Origin of the sequence: Limnobacter sp. 130, assembly GCF_902506325.1 — a bacterium.
Lineage (GTDB): Bacteria > Pseudomonadota > Gammaproteobacteria > Burkholderiales > Burkholderiaceae_B > Limnobacter.
In genome coordinates this window covers 722,993-739,466 of the sequence record NZ_LR732330.1, presented here as the reverse complement: position 1 = coordinate 739,466, position 16,474 = coordinate 722,993, and the positions used below count along the sequence as shown (strand labels likewise).

The following is a 16,474-nucleotide window of genomic DNA, read 5'->3' as shown; positions in this document are numbered from 1 at the left end:
ATGCAGGCTGATTGTGTCGCGCTCAGGCATAAAGTTAACAGTGTTAACGACCTTTTGCACCGCTTTCGTGCATGTGCCAGTATCGCTGGCGTTGCTGGTGTGCGTTGAGCACTTCAGGCTGAACGTTCATGTGGTTGAACTTCCATTTCATTGCACCATTTTGGGCGGTATTGGACCATTGGACGCCCATGGTTTCGTATCGTTCAATCACGTGTCGGTGTGGATGACCAAACTGGTTTTCCCAGCCAGATTGTATGAGGGCGTACTCGGGCCGCACAGCGTGAAGAAACGGAGTGGTTGATGACGTTTTTGATCCATGGTGGGGCACTACAAGTACCCGGGACCTTAGCGCTTTTGCCCCGTGTTGTGCCAACAAGGTCATTTCCGAAATCGCTTCGATGTCACCCGTCAACAGCACACTGTGCAGCTTATTGCTGATTCTCAGTACGCAACTTTGATTGTTCTTTGCCAATAACTTTTGGGACTTATCGTGGGGTGAGTGAAGTCCGAGTGGGGTGAATGTCACCCCGTCCCAGGTCCACGGCTTCAAGGTGTGGCAATTGCTGGTGCTGCTTTGAAGAGTTTGAGCGAGCAAGTTTAAAGGGTGTTGTTTGTCGATGGAGGACGCAAACTGAGCGGGTACTGATTTTTGTAATAACAGGGGTGCACCGCCGGAATGATCTGCATCGTCATGCGACAGCATGAACATATTGGCCTGCCGATATCCATGGGCGGCCATCCATGGCAGGACCACGCGCCTGGCCGAGTCGGATCGCGAATTGAAAGCAGGGCCTGCGTCGTAAATCAGCAAGTGTTTCCGGGTTTGAATGCTGATGGCTGTGCCTTGGCCGACATCCATCAGGGTCATCCAGAAATCATTGTGTTCTGGCCGCGGTGGCGGAAGTGCCAGCAAGCCAATCAGCCCGATTCCGACCCACCGGGCAATAAGTCCGGCAGGTAAAATCAATACCAGACAACCCGTGGCCACCAATGCATTGATCCACCAAGGCTGGTTGTGTACCGGTACGGTGGCCCAGCTCAATTCATTGAAATAGACAAGCCATTCGCGCTGTACAGAAAGACTGTCGGCTGCCAGCAGCAGCGCCCATGCTTGTTGCGTCAGGCCGCCAATCAATGCCAGGGGCGTGCTCACAAAACTCATCCAGGGAATGGACAGGGCATTGGCCACAGGGCTGATGAGTGATTGTTGGTTGAATAAAATTGCGCACGGAAGTATCAAACCAATGGTGACCGTGTACTGGGCTTTCAAAGCGTTGGCAATGAATTCATGCTGGGGTTTAATGAAGTAGTAATGCCCTTGGGTGACGAGGATCAACAGTGCCACGGCACCGAAGGAGAGAATGAAACCTGCATCCTGTACAGCCCAGTTGTCGAACGCAAGGGTTAAGAACAAAGCGAGAAAAAATGTGTCCCAGCTGCTTTGATGGCCCGCGCGCACTTGCCCCACAAACAATGCAAACAGCATGAACACGGTGCGTTGGGCGGGTACGCCCCAACCTGCAATCAAACCGTACAGGACTGCAAACAGCAAACCGAAGGCACTGCCCGCCAACGGAGCGGGTAGCAGTAGACAAAGCAATGAGGAGCGACGCCACAACGCACTGAGAAATTTGCCTGCCAGCATGGCAAACAGTGTGATGTGCAAACCGGAAATGGCAACCAAATGCGCAATGCCAGTGGCATTGAACATTTCACGATCCTCGGCGCTGATCAAGCCTTGATCACCGACTACCATGGCCAACACCAAAGCCCGTTCGGGGTGGTTTTGCAGGGCGGTCACAATGGTGTTTGCAACATGCAGACGAGCACGCTCCATCCAAACCAACGGATTCAGCATGGCTGCTTCAGGTAATTTCTCCAGCTCGCCTTTCAATTGGGCGGTGCCAGCGATTCGATTGGCAAACCAGTGGCGGTGAACATCGAAACCTTCCAGCTGCAAAGGTGCTTTGGGCGATTTGATGCGAACCATTGCCCGGAAAAACTCTCCTGGTAGCAGTTCTTGGTAGGTGGCTGCATTCTCAACAAAAACTTGCAAACGAGCGCCGTTCATCAGGCAGTCACTCTTAAGCCACGGGCTTTCTGGTGTGTGTTCAATCAGCCAGGTTTGTGCGCTGTTGTCGCGGAATGTTTTTTCAAGCAGGCGGAATTCGGATTTGATTTTTTGTTTGTTGCAACTCAAGGGGACCTGTGCGTGTTGATGTGCAGCCGCTTGAAGGCCCGCGCACATTTGCGCCATGACAGCACCCAGAATAAACCAGCTTATTTTCTCGAGGATGGATTTGCTGACGCCGCCGCGAATACCAAGCATCAGGAAACTTGCTGCCCATGCGAACAGAATGAGACTGTTTCCGCCCAGCGCTTGATGAACTTTTACCCAAGTCCATGGCAGAGTGGTTTGGCTGTGGAATAGCAGAAGGCTTAGCAAGTAAGCTGTTGTGAACAACGGCAGGGAAGGCACGACTTGGTATTGGTGTGGAGGCAAGCCCACAAGCGTGCACCAATGTGTTCAAGTTCACCAATGGTGACCGAATTTGGGTGATGGTTTTGGTTAGCTTTGCAGGGCGAGTGCGGGCAGTGCGCGTTGCGCGTTTCGTTCTGTTTGCGCTGAAAGTTCTTGTAAACTCAGCCCGCGCAGTTGCGCAATGGTTTGCGCAATTCGGGGCAAATGCTCCGGTGCGTTGCGTTGTTTGTTGATCCATTCAGGTGCAATGTCAGGCCCATCGGTTTCAAGCACCATGGCATGCTCGGGCAGCTCGGTAGCCAGTCGCCGCAGCTGCAGTGCCCGCGTGAATGTGCTTGCACCGCCAAAGCCAAGGCACATGTTCAAATTCAAAAAATGTTCAGCTTGCTGAAAGCTGCCGTTAAACGCGTGGGCAATGCCGCTGCGTGGTTTATAAACACGCAGGCTTTTTAAAACCGGGTCTTGTGCCTTGCGCACATGCATGACCACGGGCAAATCAAAATCGCGGGCCAGCTTCAATTGAGCGTTGAAAAACCGTACCTGCTTTTCCCAATTCAGGCCAGGCACAAACCCATCCAGACCTATTTCCCCGATGCCCGCAAACTTGGGGTCATCAATTGATAGCTGAATTTTTTGCTTCAAGGTCAGCAGATCTTCTTCGCGTGCATTGTCTACAAACATGGGGTGTATCCCCAGGCAATAAACCGCGCCTGCGGTGTGGTGGGCCAATTTTTTTACGGTATCAAAATTGAATGCGCCCACGGCGGGCAATACAAAGCGGGTAACATGCAATTCACGCGCACGCTGAACCACAGCAGTGCGATCACTGTCGTATTCAGAAGCATCAAGGTGTAGGTGCGTGTCGGTCCACATACTTTAAAGTTTGCCATGTTTCGTCGGAAAATTCGCAAGTACCTGCCCACGCCCGATCATTTCGATCGCCTGGCTTGGGCACGGCCATTCAAACGCTTCTTGGGGCACCCGAATATTTGGGCCTTGAATCGAAAAAGTATCGCGGGTGGTGTGGCTGCTGGCCTGTTTTGCGGGTTGATCCCCGGGCCTTTTCAAATTTTCGGTTCTCTCATTTGGGTGCTGGTGGGCAAGGTGAATATGCCCGTGGCGTTTGTCGTCACCCTGTATACCAACCCGATCACGATTGTGCCGCTTTATCTGATTGCTGTCGCTTATGGTGACTTTCTTCTTGGCGGGATAGGGCAGGCCAATATTCAACCTGCACCACACTGGAACTGGTCCGCTTGGTTGGATTCGTCACGCGCTTTCCTGGACTGGATGTTCTCCATGGGGCCATCGCTGGCGGTGGGGCTGCCCGCACTCATGGTGACCTTGTCAATATTGGGCTACATCAGCGTTCGCGTGGCCTGGAACATTGGCGTTCGAATTGCGGTGATACGCAGGCGCAAGCGTTTGGGTTAACCCAGAACCAACCCACTCTCACCACTTGTGGTGGCACCTTTTTCCATCCAAAACGGGGCATGTTAGCTTGTTCGGTTATTGACTGAACAGAGCAAAACCATGCCATTGATGATTCGCCAAGGCGACACCACCAGCCACGGTGGCACAGTGCTTGAAGGCTTTCCGTTTTACACCGTTGAAGGCCGTGCAGTGGCCGCCATGGGCCACAAGGTGGCCTGCCCGCTGTGCAAGGGCGTGTTCCCGATTGCGCAGGGCAACCCAGCCCACACATTCAACAATGTGCCCCTGGCCTATGAAGGCATGAAAACCGCGTGCGGTGCTTCGTTGATTGCCTCGCAAGCCAGCACCACCCACGCCGCGCCAACAGGTTCTGTTGCCCGAATTGCGGAACAGCAAATTCCCGACAACCCCTTGGGCAATCAAACCGACGACAAAGTGGTGCAGTTTGTAATTCGGCACCATGAAACCCAAGAACCGTTGGAAGGCGTGCCCTACAGCATCAAGTTGTCCACTGGCGCAGTTGAATCGGGGCACACCAACGCCGAAGGTTTGACCAGCAAACTGGTGGTCAACAAAACCGTTCAGGCAGAATTGATTGTGCACGCCATGCCATGACAAACAATTGCTTTCCCCACCTGCTTAGCGATGACCTTCCGCTACACAAAGGCGCGCGCACGCTGGACAAATGCAAGTGCTACAGCACCGACCGCTACGACAACACCGAAAAACTGATTGCGGAAGTTGAAGTATTAACCTGCGACTGCCTGTGGCGCATTTACCAGCGCGAAGCCCAGCACATTGTTGCCCCTGGCGGCGTGTTGATTGCCGACCCCATTGCGCGCAACAGGCGCATTAATGCGGCATATGCAGCGCTATGGAAAGCCGACAGCCGCTTTGAATGGGCCGGGCTTGCGGCTTTTGCATCCAAACAGGTGGGCTGTGGCCTGTTACACGCAGCCACAGGCATGGAACAGATCAACCGCACCCAGCGCGAACTGGAGAATATTGAACGAAACCCTTGGGTACCGCCCGGTGCAAAAATTGGATCAGCTGGTGTGCGTGGCGGCATGGAAGGTGCAGAGGTGTCGATGAAGTATGTGTTCGACACCCTGGCCCTGGGCAACACCGCCTTGTTTCTGGACATTTACCCGCTGCACATGTTTTACCAAAAGCGGGGGATTGGGGAAATGAAAAAGTGCATGAAAGCGCGCCAGAAGATTGATCAAAACCCGAAGTTTCCAATTCTTTGGCCAATTCCGGAGAAAGTGAAATTCGGTGTGGATCATCCTGAAATAATTCCAGCATTCGAAGCCATTGAGGCTGGGGATATTTTCAAAAGTGTTGACTTGTTGGCTCGTCATGAACAAGCGAATATTCTTCAGCCCGCCATTTACGAAGACTTTTTGATGCGTGGGCTGTTACAAAGCAACCAGGCAGCCAGTTCACTGGCCTATGTCACCAATATTTCCACGGGGCTGGAACAACGCGTTCAACTGACACTGGCCAATCAATGTGTACCCTTGCAAGATGGTCGCAGCATTGAATTCAGCACCAGTGCTTTTGCAAACCTTGCCAATCTGGATGAACGCATGCCCTTTGTATTGCGTGCGGCAAGGCAATTCCACAATCTGCTAAGAAGCGGAAACCGACAAGTGATTGAACAAAGCTTGGGTGAAATTTCAAATGGAAGCGCCATTCGATGACAGTGCACAACAATCTGTTTCAGTGGATCAGACGGCACAAAATTCTTGCTGTATTTGCCGCAACACTTCTTGTAGTAGGTGCTTGCAAAGCAGCTGAAATGCTTACGCCAACCAAGGAAATTGCATTAATAATCGGCGAGCCTTGGAAAGACATGCAGGTCAGATCAACTGCCGAGATTGGTCCCGTTTATGAGGGCCGTCATTGGTATCGCCAACCCAAACAGTTGTCTTACATGCGTTTTGCGGACCCTATCCATGGATTCAAAACTCCCGCAGCAAAATTTTTTACTGTCGGATTTGATGACAAAGGCAATATTGACGGTGTACGAATGTCCCCCCAAGTTGAGCCGCTGCCGCTACAGGAAGCTCTGGAGATCGTGCTGGATCTGCAGAATCAATGGAGAAAGTCCGGGTGGGAGGTGATGTACCCCGATGAAAATCCACCTTATGAAAATTCCGCCTTGCTGGTTGAGAAAATGACACGTTGCGCCCCTGACTCAACTTATTGGGAGGTTAAAGGTAAATATCAGATCATGCTGATCATGGCTTGCTACAAAGATGAAAGATATCCCGATGAACAGCGCTTTTTGATTAGCTTATCCATGGGTAAACCATGGCATTAGGCATTCGATGACCGTGCACAACAATCTGTTTCCGTGGGTCAAACACCATAAAACTCTCGCGGTTTTTGCAGCGACACTTCTAGTAGTTGGTGCTTGCAAAGCAGCTGAAATGCTGACGCCAGCCAAGGAAATTGCATTAATAATCGGTGAACCATGGAAAGACATGCAGGCCAGATCAACTGCCGAGATTGGTCCCGTTTATGAGGACCGTCATTGGTATCGCCAACCCAAACAGTTGTCGTACATGCGTTTTGCAGACCCCAAACACGGCTTTGTTACACCGCCTGCAAAGTTTTTTACTGTTTCGTTTGACGACGATGCTTCAACTCGATCGGTCCGAATGTCCCCCCAAGTAGAACCTTTACCGCTACAGGAGGCCTTGGATATCGTGCTGGATCTGCAGAATCAATGGAGAAAGTCCGGATGGCTTCCTACTGACCCCGAGGAACCCGCATACGAAAACACACTAGATTGGATAAATAGAATTGAAGAATGTAGATCGAATGCCACTTTCTGGCATGTTCCCGACAAGTATCAAATCGCTGTTGGAATTGCCTGTTATGGAGATAAGCAACACCCTAACAAAAAACGCTTTATGATCAATTTTTCGTTAGGCAGGCCATGGTATGAGCCTTGGAAATACAACTTTCCTCTTGATCCAAACAAGCCATACTAAAAAGCACCGAACTTGATTTGAGTGGCTCACACCATCTACTTGATTGAACAAAGTATTCGCGAAATTTCAAATGGAAACGCCATTCGATGACAGTGCACAACAATCTGTTTCAGTGGATCAAACACCATAAAACTCTCGCGGTATTTGCCGCAACACTTCTTGTAGTAGGTGCTTGCAAAGCAGCTGAAATGTTGACGCCAGCCAAGGAAATCGCTTTGATTATTGGCGAACCATGGAAAGACATGCAGGCCAGATCAACTGCGGAGATTGCCGATGATATACCCGATGAAATTTGGTACCGCACGCCCAAAGAACTTGCTTATTTAAGGTTTGCAGACTCTGAGTATGGATTTAAAACTCCTCCAGCTAAATTTTTCATGGTTGGTTTCAACAGGGGAAAAATAGACAGTATTAGGATGTCCCCCCAAGTCGAGCCACTTCCACTCCAGGAAGCCCTAGAGATCGTGCTGGATCTGCAGAATCAATGGAGAAAATCAGAATGGGAACTTGATGAGCCAGAAGAGTTTCCAGCATATGACGACACTCCTGTTTGGCACGAAGCGCTTAAAAAGTGCGCTGCCCTAAGTACTCACTGGAATGCAGGGAAATTGTACCAGCTGATGGTGGCTATTGATTGTTACGAGGACACCCGATATCCGGACAACAAAGGGTACCTAGTCACTATTTCCATGGGCCAATACAGGGAGTGAACATAAACAATACTTTGCTTGCTTATATCTTTGGTGGAATTTCAAATCGACTCACCATTCGATGACAGTGCACAACAATCTGTTTCAGTGGATCAAGCACCACAAAAATGAGCTAAGTCTATTCGTATAGTTCACTCCGCCTTCAGTTCACCCTTCTCAAGCCTCAACACCCTGCTGCACTTGCGCGCCAGTTCCATGGAATGAGTCACGATGATCAAGGCAGATTTGTTGGCTGCCTTGCTGTGAATCAGGCTTTCAAATACCTGGTCGGCAGTTTCCTGGTCCAGGTTGCCGGTGGGCTCATCAGCTAAAATTGCCTTGGGGTTGGTGACCATGGCGCGCGCAATCGCCACGCGCTGGCGTTCGCCGCCCGACAACTCCGCAGGGCGGTGGTTTAGCCGGTGTTCAAGCCCAAATTGTTTCAACAGCACAGCGCTTTTTTCTCGTGCAACTTGTTTGTTTTCACCACCAATGCGCAATGCCATGGCGACATTGTCCAAGGCATGAAACTCGGGCAGTAAATGGTGAAACTGGTAAATAAATCCCAGCGTTTTGTTGCGTTCCATGCCCAGTTTGCGCACCGACCATGGCTCAATAGCCTGGCCAGCCCACAGCACTGAACCGCTGTCGGCTTTCTCGAGCCCACCCAACACATGCAACAGTGTGCTTTTGCCCGCACCGGAGGCGCCAACAATTGCCACGGTTTCGCCTGCCTGCACCTGAAAGTTCAGGTTTTTGATGACTTGTGTGGCTTTGTCGTTCGCAGTAATGCCTTTGAACGCCTTGCTCAGGTTTTTGGTTTCCAGAACAACATTACTCATAACGCAGGGCCTCCGCAGGTTCGGCACGCGATGCGCGCCAGCTTGGGTAAATGGTGCTGAGCACGCTGAGCACCAAGGCCACGGTTACGATAGTGACCACATCGCTTGCGCGTGGGTCGGAGGGCAACTGGCTGATGAAGTAAATTGATTTTGGCAAAAATTCAACACTGAGTGCGCGCTCGATGGCCGGCACAATGGTGCCCAAATTGATGGCCAACAACCAACCCGCTGTTACACCCAGAAATGTGCCTATCCAGCCCACCAATGCGCCTTGCAACATGAAAATTCTTTGAATCGCAAATGGGCTTGCTCCCAAGGTGCGCAAAATCGCGATTTCGCCGCGTTTGTCTTTCACGGTCATTACCAGCATCGAAACCAGGTTGAATGCGGCCACGGCGATAATCAGGGTCAGGATAATGAACATCATGCGTTTCTCGGTTTGAACCGCAGCAAACCAGGTGCGGTTTTGTACCGACCAATCGCGAACCCACACGCTAGGTGGCAATTGGCTTTCAATGTCGCGGGCCACAAAGGGGGCGGCGTCCATGTCGTTGAGCTTCACGCGAATGCCTGTGGGGCCAAGGCTGCGATAAAAACGTGCTGCGTCGTCGATATTCATCAGCACCAGGCCACTGTCGTATTCATAGTGGCCAGTGCTTACCAAGGCAGTAATTTCGAATGCCTTCAGGCGGGGGATCATGCCAGCGGGGGTCATTTGGCCAGAAGGCGCAATCAGCGTAATTCGGTCGCCCACGCTGACACCAATCTGCTTGGCCAACTCAATGCCCAAAACAACGCGGAATTCGCCAGCTTGCAGGTTGCTGAGGCTGCCGGAAATCACTTCCTTGAAATCCGACACTTGCTGTTCTTGCGCGGGGTCAATGCCGCGAACAATGGCGGGGCGCAATAAATCGCCATGGGCCAGCATGCTTTCACCGGCCACGTAAGGCGCGGCACCAATTACTTTGGGGTTGGCGCTTTTGATCGCACCCACCAGCGCCTCGGGGTTGTCGAACCCTTCCTGTGGGGCCAGTACCTCGATGTGTGCAATCACTGACAGCATGCGGTCGCGCACTTCTTTCTGAAAACCGTTCATCACCGACAACACGACGATCAGGGCGGCAACGCCAAGCCCAATACCGGCCATGGACAATCCGGAAATGAAGGAAATGAATTTGTCGCGGCTTCTGTGGCCGCCACCGCGCACATAACGCAGTGCAATTTCAACATCAAAGGGTAAACTAATCACAAATTGTCCCGAATTGTTCAAATGCGCTTCTGAAGTTTCAAAGCGCTCTCATTGTAGTGTGAATAAAACCGTGTCCAAATCAAGCAATGCGCCTTTGTGGGTGTTCGTTCCCAACATTCTTGTGCCTGAAATGGCACTTGAACGCCTGTCTGCCAATTCGCAGGCCCAGTCTTTTGCGGGCTTGCCAGCCGGTTTGCTGCAAACCATGGCCAGAAACGCTGCGCCAGAATACCAAAATGCGGATGGGCTTGATCGTATCGAAGCCTGGCTGTTGCGCTACTTGGATTCACAAGCCCGGGCAAAGTTCGATCAGTACCCGGCTTGGGCAATGGTTCAAAACCCGGAGGCGGGCGATAACACAGCACCTCTAACGCCTTTCACCCGGTTTTGGGGCACAGTGGGCTGTCTGGAAATTGAACGCGATGGCGTGCGCTTTACGCCACCCGAGGTGTTGCAGGTTGGCCAAGCGGACCTGGACGCCTTCTGGAACGTGGTGAACCCTCTGCTGGAAAAACATGGCTGGGCCTTGAACACGCCCGCTGGTTTGCACAGCCTGTTAAGCAACCCTGTGCCTGTGCCTATGGAGCAGGCTTCGCCTTGGTCGGTGCAAGGCATTCGATTGACCGATTACCTGCCGATGACCCACGAATGCAGCGACTGGCGGCGCATGTGGCTGAATATGCAGGTGGAATTGCACAACGCTGAATTCAATAAGGCCCGCGAGGCCAAAGGCTTAAAGCCTTTGAATGCGTTGTGGTTTTGGGGCGGTGGTGAGGCTTGGCAAACGGAAGTACCTTTGCCGCGTGTGAAATCGGTGTCAGAGGATGGCGTGTTCGATGCTGTAAAAATGACCGATGGTGCTGATGAGGCCCTAAACCGCTTTGTGTTCTGGACCCAATTGCTGGGTCCCGTATTAAAACAGGGCGCCCATTCCGGGCCAAAACCCGATCATGTGTATTGCGTAAACTTTCAAGGTTGGGGTGGCAATATTGCTGTGTTCAAACTGCTGGAAAGCGAAGTGCTGCAACCCATGCGCCTGGCGGGTTTGGCCTTTAACTGGGTGCTGTTGGGCAACAACGGATGGAAAACTTTAAAAAGTAACTGGATGAACCGCTTTAAATTTTGGCAGAACACACCCAATTGGGCCGTGCTGGGTGAACCCGAAGTGCAGGAAGGTCCTTCCGAGGAAGACCTGCAAGCAGCATGGCAACAAGGCCAGCGCGACCAGGACAGCATTCAGGCTGAATGGGAGGGGCGGTCATGAACACTTTGAACAATGCGGTTCAGCACCGGGTTCGAACGCCACGTCCGCAAGTTGAGGCTGTACTTCGCAGCCAAGGCATGCACCCTTTGTTGGCCCGTTTAATGGCCACGCGCGGAGTCGATACCCAAGCTGAAGCAGAAACCAAACTGGCTGATTTGATTCCGCCTGCTCAACTCAAAGGAATTGATCAAGCCGCAGAAATTTTGGCAGATGCACTGGAAGCCGGTGCGCGCATCGTGATTGTGGGTGATTACGATTGCGATGGCGCAACTGCGACAGCGGTGGGCGTGCGCGGCTTGCGCATGCTGCTGCAAAGCCTGGGCGCCGATGAAGAAGCCGCCAAGTACCACATTGATTTTTTGGTGCCCAACCGCTTTGAATATGGTTACGGCCTAAGCCCTGAAATTGTTCAGCTGGCGGCGCAGCAGTTTGAACCTGATTTGCTGGTGACCGTGGACAACGGCATTGCCAGTGTTGACGGCGTGAATGAGGCCAATGAGCTGGGTATTGGCGTGATTGTGACCGACCACCACTTGCCTGGCGAGCAACTGCCGCAAGCCTTGGCCATTGTGAACCCCAACCAGCCAGGTTGTGAATTTCCCAGCAAATCGATTGCCGGGGTGGGCGTGATGTTTTATGTGTTGCTGGCCACCCGTGCCGTGTTGCGCGAACGCGGCGTGTTCGATGCCGCCAGCCAACCCCGCATTGATGCGCTGCTTGACCTTGTTGCGCTTGGTACCGTGGCCGATGTGGTGAAGCTGGATGCGAACAACCGCCGCTTGGTGGCGCACGGTTTACAGCGCATACGCGCAGGCCGCGCCCAGCCGGGCATGCTGGCCTTGTTTCATGAGGCCAGCCGTGATCCCCGCAAGGCCACAGCCGCCGACATGGGTTTCGCATTGGGCCCGCGCCTGAATGCCGCTGGCCGCCTGGCCGACATGGCCATTGGCATTCGCACCTTGCTGGCTGACGATGCCGCCGAGGCCAGCGCCTTGGCCGCCCAGCTTGGGAAAATGAACGAAGAACGCAAGCGCATTGAAGCGGACATGAAGCGCGATGCGCTGGAAGACATTGAAAAATTCATCAGCCAGGACGAACCTGCTGCGGGCATTGTGGTGGCGCACGGCACCTGGCATCAGGGTGTCATCGGTATTTTGGCGTCTCGCATCAAAGAACGCCTGTATCGCCCCACCATTGCCTTGGCCCCCGGCGACGACGGCTTCTGGAAAGGCAGTGGCCGTTCCGTGCAGGGCGTGCATTTGCGCGATGTGCTTGATTTGGTGTGCAAACGCCTGCCCGAAGGCAGCATGCCCAAGTTCGGCGGGCACGCCATGGCGGCTGGCTTAACCATTGCCGAGGGCGCCATTGAGCAATTCAAAATTGAATTTGCCAAAGCCATTCTTGATTTAAGCGACCCCAGTGCGCTAACACAGGTGGTCGAAACCGATGGTTCCATTCCCGCCGACTACATTGCAGCCAGCGCTGTGGATTTGCTGGACACACAGGTGTGGGGGCAGGGCTTCCCGGCTCCTCTGTTTTGTGATGAATTTGAGGTGCTGGAGCACCGTTTGCTGAAAAACGCACACAGCAAGTTCACCTTGCGCCGCGATGGGAAAACCTTCGTGGCCTTGCGTTGGCGAGCAGTAGAGGCACTGCCGGCCAAAGTGAAACTGGCTTACCGGTTTGAACGGGACACTTTCACCGGCGGCGATGCGGTGCAAATCATTGTGGAGCATGTGTTGTAAGGCGGCTTGCGTTACAATATCGGGTTACGCACATTGAATACATTAGAGAAACATGGAAGCCGAACGCCTGAATGCCATCATCAACGCCCTGACTGACCAAGCCGACCGTGCTGGCCAGTTGCGGAGGTATCTTTGACGTCGACCGCAAGGCCGAGCGACTCACAGTAGTTGACGCCGAACTGGAAGACCCCAATGTTTGGAATGATCCCAAACATGCACAAGAGCTGGGCAAAGAGAAAAAGATGCTCGATGGCGTCGTGGTGACCATGAACACCGTGCAATCCAATATTAGCGACGCACAGGAACTGGTCGAAATGGCCCAGGCCGAGGGCGACTTCGATGCGCTGGAAGCCATTGAAGGCGATGTCGCCGAATACGAAAAAATCATTGCTGACCTCGAATTCCGCCGCATGTTTAGCAACCCGGCCGACCCGGCCAACTGCTTCATCGACATTACTGCAGGTGCCGGTGGCACCGAAGCCCAAGACTGGGCCAGCATTTTATTGCGCCAATACCTGCGCTATTGCGAACGCAAGGGCTTCAAGGTCGAGGTGATGGAACAGTCTGACGGTGAAGTGGCCGGCGTTAAATCGGCCACCATCAAGGTGGAAGGTGAGTATGCGTTTGGTTACCTGCGCACCGAAACCGGCGTACACCGTTTGGTTCGCAAATCACCTTTCGATTCCTCGGGTGGGCGACACACCTCATTTGCTTCCCTGTTTGTGTACCCTGAAGTGGATGACTCATTCGAGATCGACATCAACCCCGCCGATGTGCGAACCGACACCTACCGTGCCAGTGGCGCGGGTGGTCAGCACATCAACAAAACCGACTCGGCTGTTCGCCTAACCCACATACCCACAGGCATTGTGGTGCAGTGTCAAAACGACCGTTCGCAGCACCGCAACCGCGATGAAGCCTGGGGCATGTTGAAAGCCAAACTGTATGAGTTCGAAATGCGCAAGCGCATGGCCGAGCAACAGGCTTTGGAAGACACCAAAACCGATGTGGGCTGGGGCCACCAAATTCGCAGCTATGTGCTGGACAACAGCCGTATCAAAGACCTGCGCACTGGTGTTGAAATTTCCAACACCCAGCGTGTACTCGATGGCGACCTCGACCCATTCATTGAAGCCAGCTTGAAGCAAGGTATCTAAACCATGAACGACAAAACACAAGCCGCTGGCGACGAAATGCCAGTCGACGAGAACCAGATTATTGCCGAGCGACGTGGCAAGCTGAGCAAATTGCGCGAGAAAGGTCAGCCTTTCCCCAACAGCTTCAAGCCTGAACACCGCGCTGCCGATTTGCACGCACATTACGGTTTGCTGGACAAAGAAACACTTGATCCGCAAGGCATTGAGGTGTCAGTTTCTGGCCGTATGATGCTGAAACGTGTGATGGGCAAGGCCAGTTTTGCAACCGTGCAAGACGGCACTGGTCGCATTCAGTTTTACATCAACAATGAAGGCGTGGGCGAAGACGTTCACGGCGAATTCAAGCACTGGGATTTGGGCGATATCGTTGCGGCCAAAGGCAAGCTGTTCAAAACCAACAAAGGTGAATTGAGTGTGCACTGCACGGAAATTCATTTGTTGGCAAAAAGCCTGCGCCCGCTGCCCGACAAATTTCATGGCTTGGCTGATCAGGAAATCAAATACCGTCAGCGTTACGTGGATTTGATCGTTTCCGAGCAAACACGCGACACCTTTGTGACGCGTTCCAAAGGCATGTCCTCGATTCGAAATTTCATGACCAATCACGGGTTTCTGGAAGTGGAAACGCCGATGTTGCATGTGATTCCTGGCGGTGCCTCGGCCAAACCATTCGTCACACACCACAATGCACTGGACATGGAAATGTACCTGCGCATTGCGCCTGAACTGTATTTGAAACGCCTGATTGTGGGTGGCTTCGAGCGCGTGTTCGAGATCAACCGCAACTTCCGCAATGAAGGGGTCAGCCCGCGCCACAACCCTGAATTCACCATGATGGAATTCTATGCGGCGTATTGGAATTACCGCGACCTAATGGACTTCACCGAGCAGGTGATTCAACACGTGGCCACTACAGCAACCGGCAGTGCAAGCTTGACTTACCAGGGTCGTGAGCTTGATTTGTCCAAGCCGTTTGCACGCTTAACGATTGTTGAGGCGATTCAAAAGTATTTCCCCGAATACGGCACGGAAGATTTGCAGAATATCGACTACCTGAAGCAGGCCTTGGCCAAGAAGGGAGTGCATGTGGACAAAGAGCCTGCATTGAAAAACGCAGGCATCGGTGCTTTGCAGTTGGCCCTGTTTGAAGAAACATCTGAAAGCCTGTTGTGGGAACCCACGTTCATTGTGGACTACCCGGTTGAGGTGTCGCCTTTGGCGCGAGCATCCGATGCGAATTCACAAATCACCGAGCGCTTTGAGTTGTTCATTACGGGCCGTGAAATTGCCAACGGGTTCTCTGAGTTGAACGACCCGGAAGACCAGGCGGATCGATTCAAAAAGCAGGTTGAGGCGAAAGAGGCAGGCGATGATGAAGCCATGTTCTACGACGCTGACTTTATTCGTGCGCTTGAATACGGCATGCCACCCACTGGTGGTTGTGGCATCGGTATTGACCGTTTGATGATGCTGATCACCGACAGCCCGAATATTCGGGACGTGATTTTGTTTCCGCACCTACGGCGCGAGGACTAAGTCAAATTTGCACCGCGCGGGCGTGATTCAGTCTCCTGCGCGGTTTGTGTTCACCGCAAGTGAAATGCTCACCTCACGTGTCGCACCCTCCCGCCTTGGCGGGATGATGCGACAAGCGTGGAGGCCAACAAGCAACTGGCTGAACGACGCGCAACTCAGAACACCGTTACAGCCACCATCAACGTATGCTCTCCACCCCCATGCACAACCCCGCGCATCGGTGGCACATCAGCATAGTCACGCCCAATCGCTACAGTCACGTAGCGCGTGTCCGGTAACTGGTTGTTGGTCGGGTCGAAGTCGACCCAGCCCACATCAGGCCCGCACCAAAGCGATGCCCAAGCATGGCTGGCATCGGCGCCCAGCAGCTTGGGCTGCCCGGGCGGTGGTTCAGTCAGCATATAACCACTCACATAGCGCGCTGAAAGTCCAAGTGAACGGAGTACGCCCAACATCACATGCGCAAAGTCCTGGCAAACACCTTCGCGGCTTTGCATCACTTCTTCAACGGTGGTGTGAATGGTGGTTGATCCGCTTTGATAGCTGAACTCACGAAAAATACGCTGCATGAGCGCTTGCCCTGCATGCACAATTTGACGGCCTGGCCAGAAATCAAGACTGCCGTAATCGCGAAGCGAGTCGAGCAGCGGCACATGCTTGGATTCAAACCTGAACTGATAATCGCTTGAAATCGCCTGACCGGCCTGATAGCGCAACTGGTCTACCAAATCATTCCAGCTTGGGCTGATCAAATCATCGATTGGACCTGTGTGCAAAAAGCTGCTCACCTCGACTTCACTTTCACTGAGCACTTCCAGATTGTCATGTGGGTAATTCATCTCAAAGTGATGAACCACATTGCCGAATGCATCGGTGTTGCTTTGCACGCTTGAAGGGTTTGGCCGAATTTTCAAACTGTGCGAAATCAGCTTTTGCCCCTTGCGCAAGGGGCCTGCTTGCATGCCTACTCCTTCCTGCGGTTGGAGGATACAAATTTGCTGAGCGCACTCTGCGGGTTGGTGATAGTCGTAGTCGGTGACATGGGTCACCTTTCTTCTTTCGGAGAAGGTCATT

15 protein-coding genes are annotated in these 16,474 nt (G+C 52.9%); 10 read left to right on the top strand and 5 right to left on the bottom strand.

Going from position 1 to position 16,474, the window contains the following annotated elements; translation table 11 throughout:
- Positions 1-43: 43 nt before the first annotated feature.
- Positions 44-2,329 (bottom strand): DNA internalization-related competence protein ComEC/Rec2, encoded by a 2,286-nt coding sequence (locus tag FRIGORI9N_RS12455; protein WP_159571557.1) that lies wholly within the window; start codon positions 2,327-2,329, stop codon positions 44-46.
- 240 nt (positions 2,330-2,569) lie between these two features.
- Complete coding sequence (locus FRIGORI9N_RS12450) at positions 2,570-3,355, bottom strand: TatD family hydrolase (RefSeq protein WP_159571554.1); 786 nt, start codon at positions 3,353-3,355, stop codon at positions 2,570-2,572.
- 15 nt (positions 3,356-3,370) lie between these two features.
- Here FRIGORI9N_RS12450 and FRIGORI9N_RS12445 point away from each other — a divergent pair, with 15 nt between their 5' ends.
- The 6 genes from FRIGORI9N_RS12445 (at position 3,371) to FRIGORI9N_RS12420 (ending at position 7,628) form a co-directional block, all read left to right on the top strand.
- On the top strand, positions 3,371-3,916 hold the full coding sequence (locus FRIGORI9N_RS12445) for a DUF2062 domain-containing protein (RefSeq protein WP_159571551.1): 546 nt from the start codon (positions 3,371-3,373) through the stop codon (positions 3,914-3,916).
- 99 nt (positions 3,917-4,015) lie between these two features.
- Complete coding sequence (locus tag FRIGORI9N_RS12440; RefSeq protein ID WP_159571548.1) at positions 4,016-4,531, top strand: PAAR domain-containing protein; 516 nt, start codon at positions 4,016-4,018, stop codon at positions 4,529-4,531.
- The gene (locus FRIGORI9N_RS12435; RefSeq protein WP_159571545.1) at positions 4,528-5,619 is read left to right on the top strand and encodes a DUF2515 family protein; all 1,092 of its coding nucleotides are present in this window, start codon (positions 4,528-4,530) and stop codon (positions 5,617-5,619) included. Before FRIGORI9N_RS12440 ends, FRIGORI9N_RS12435 begins: the two co-directional genes overlap by 4 nt.
- Positions 5,616-6,242, top strand: coding sequence for a hypothetical protein (locus tag FRIGORI9N_RS12430; RefSeq protein ID WP_159571542.1), 627 nt, complete (start codon positions 5,616-5,618; stop codon positions 6,240-6,242). Before FRIGORI9N_RS12435 ends, FRIGORI9N_RS12430 begins: the two co-directional genes overlap by 4 nt.
- Positions 6,243-6,249: 7 nt before the next feature.
- Complete coding sequence (locus tag FRIGORI9N_RS12425) at positions 6,250-6,918, top strand: hypothetical protein (protein ID WP_236550884.1); 669 nt, start codon at positions 6,250-6,252, stop codon at positions 6,916-6,918.
- An 86-nt stretch (positions 6,919-7,004) separates the two neighbouring features.
- Entirely contained in the window at positions 7,005-7,628 is a 624-nt protein-coding gene (locus FRIGORI9N_RS12420) for a hypothetical protein (protein WP_159571536.1), read from the top strand.
- 131 nt (positions 7,629-7,759) lie between these two features.
- Here the strand turns inward: FRIGORI9N_RS12420 and FRIGORI9N_RS12415 are convergent, their stop codons facing one another.
- Both FRIGORI9N_RS12415 and FRIGORI9N_RS12410 read right to left on the bottom strand, forming a co-directional pair.
- Positions 7,760-8,449 carry an ABC transporter ATP-binding protein gene (locus FRIGORI9N_RS12415; protein WP_159571533.1) on the bottom strand — a complete coding sequence of 230 codons (690 nt, stop codon included), beginning with the start codon at positions 8,447-8,449 and terminating at the stop codon, positions 7,760-7,762.
- Complete coding sequence (locus FRIGORI9N_RS12410; RefSeq protein WP_159571875.1) at positions 8,442-9,695, bottom strand: lipoprotein-releasing ABC transporter permease subunit; 1,254 nt, start codon at positions 9,693-9,695, stop codon at positions 8,442-8,444. The genes FRIGORI9N_RS12415 and FRIGORI9N_RS12410 overlap by 8 nt, the downstream gene beginning before the upstream one ends.
- Positions 9,696-9,768: 73 nt before the next feature.
- Here FRIGORI9N_RS12410 and FRIGORI9N_RS12405 point away from each other — a divergent pair, with 73 nt between their 5' ends.
- The 4 genes from FRIGORI9N_RS12405 to lysS all read left to right on the top strand — a co-directional run bounded on the left by FRIGORI9N_RS12405 (position 9,769) and on the right by lysS (position 15,400).
- Positions 9,769-10,962, top strand: a complete 1,194-nt coding sequence (locus FRIGORI9N_RS12405) for a hypothetical protein (protein WP_159571530.1) — start codon at positions 9,769-9,771, stop codon at positions 10,960-10,962.
- Positions 10,959-12,707 carry a single-stranded-DNA-specific exonuclease RecJ gene (gene recJ, locus FRIGORI9N_RS12400; RefSeq protein ID WP_159571527.1) on the top strand — a complete coding sequence of 583 codons (1,749 nt, stop codon included), beginning with the start codon at positions 10,959-10,961 and terminating at the stop codon, positions 12,705-12,707. The genes FRIGORI9N_RS12405 and recJ overlap by 4 nt, the downstream gene beginning before the upstream one ends.
- 52 nt (positions 12,708-12,759) lie before the next feature.
- Positions 12,760-13,864, top strand: a protein-coding gene (gene prfB, locus FRIGORI9N_RS12395; protein ID WP_159571524.1) for a peptide chain release factor 2 whose coding sequence is annotated in 2 segments (ribosomal slippage) — positions 12,760-12,840 and positions 12,842-13,864 — 1,104 coding nt in all. Because the reading frame shifts where the segments join, the coding sequence is not laid out codon by codon here.
- A gap of 3 nt (positions 13,865-13,867) precedes the next feature.
- Positions 13,868-15,400 carry a lysine--tRNA ligase gene (gene lysS, locus FRIGORI9N_RS12390; RefSeq protein WP_159571521.1) on the top strand — a complete coding sequence of 511 codons (1,533 nt, stop codon included), beginning with the start codon at positions 13,868-13,870 and terminating at the stop codon, positions 15,398-15,400.
- A 155-nt stretch (positions 15,401-15,555) separates the two neighbouring features.
- On the opposite strand, the gene FRIGORI9N_RS12385 is transcribed toward lysS, so the two are convergent.
- A complete protein-coding gene (locus FRIGORI9N_RS12385) occupies positions 15,556-16,473 on the bottom strand; it encodes a transglutaminase family protein (protein ID WP_159571518.1) in 918 nt (305 codons plus the stop codon).
- Between the last annotated feature and the right edge of the window lies 1 nt (position 16,474).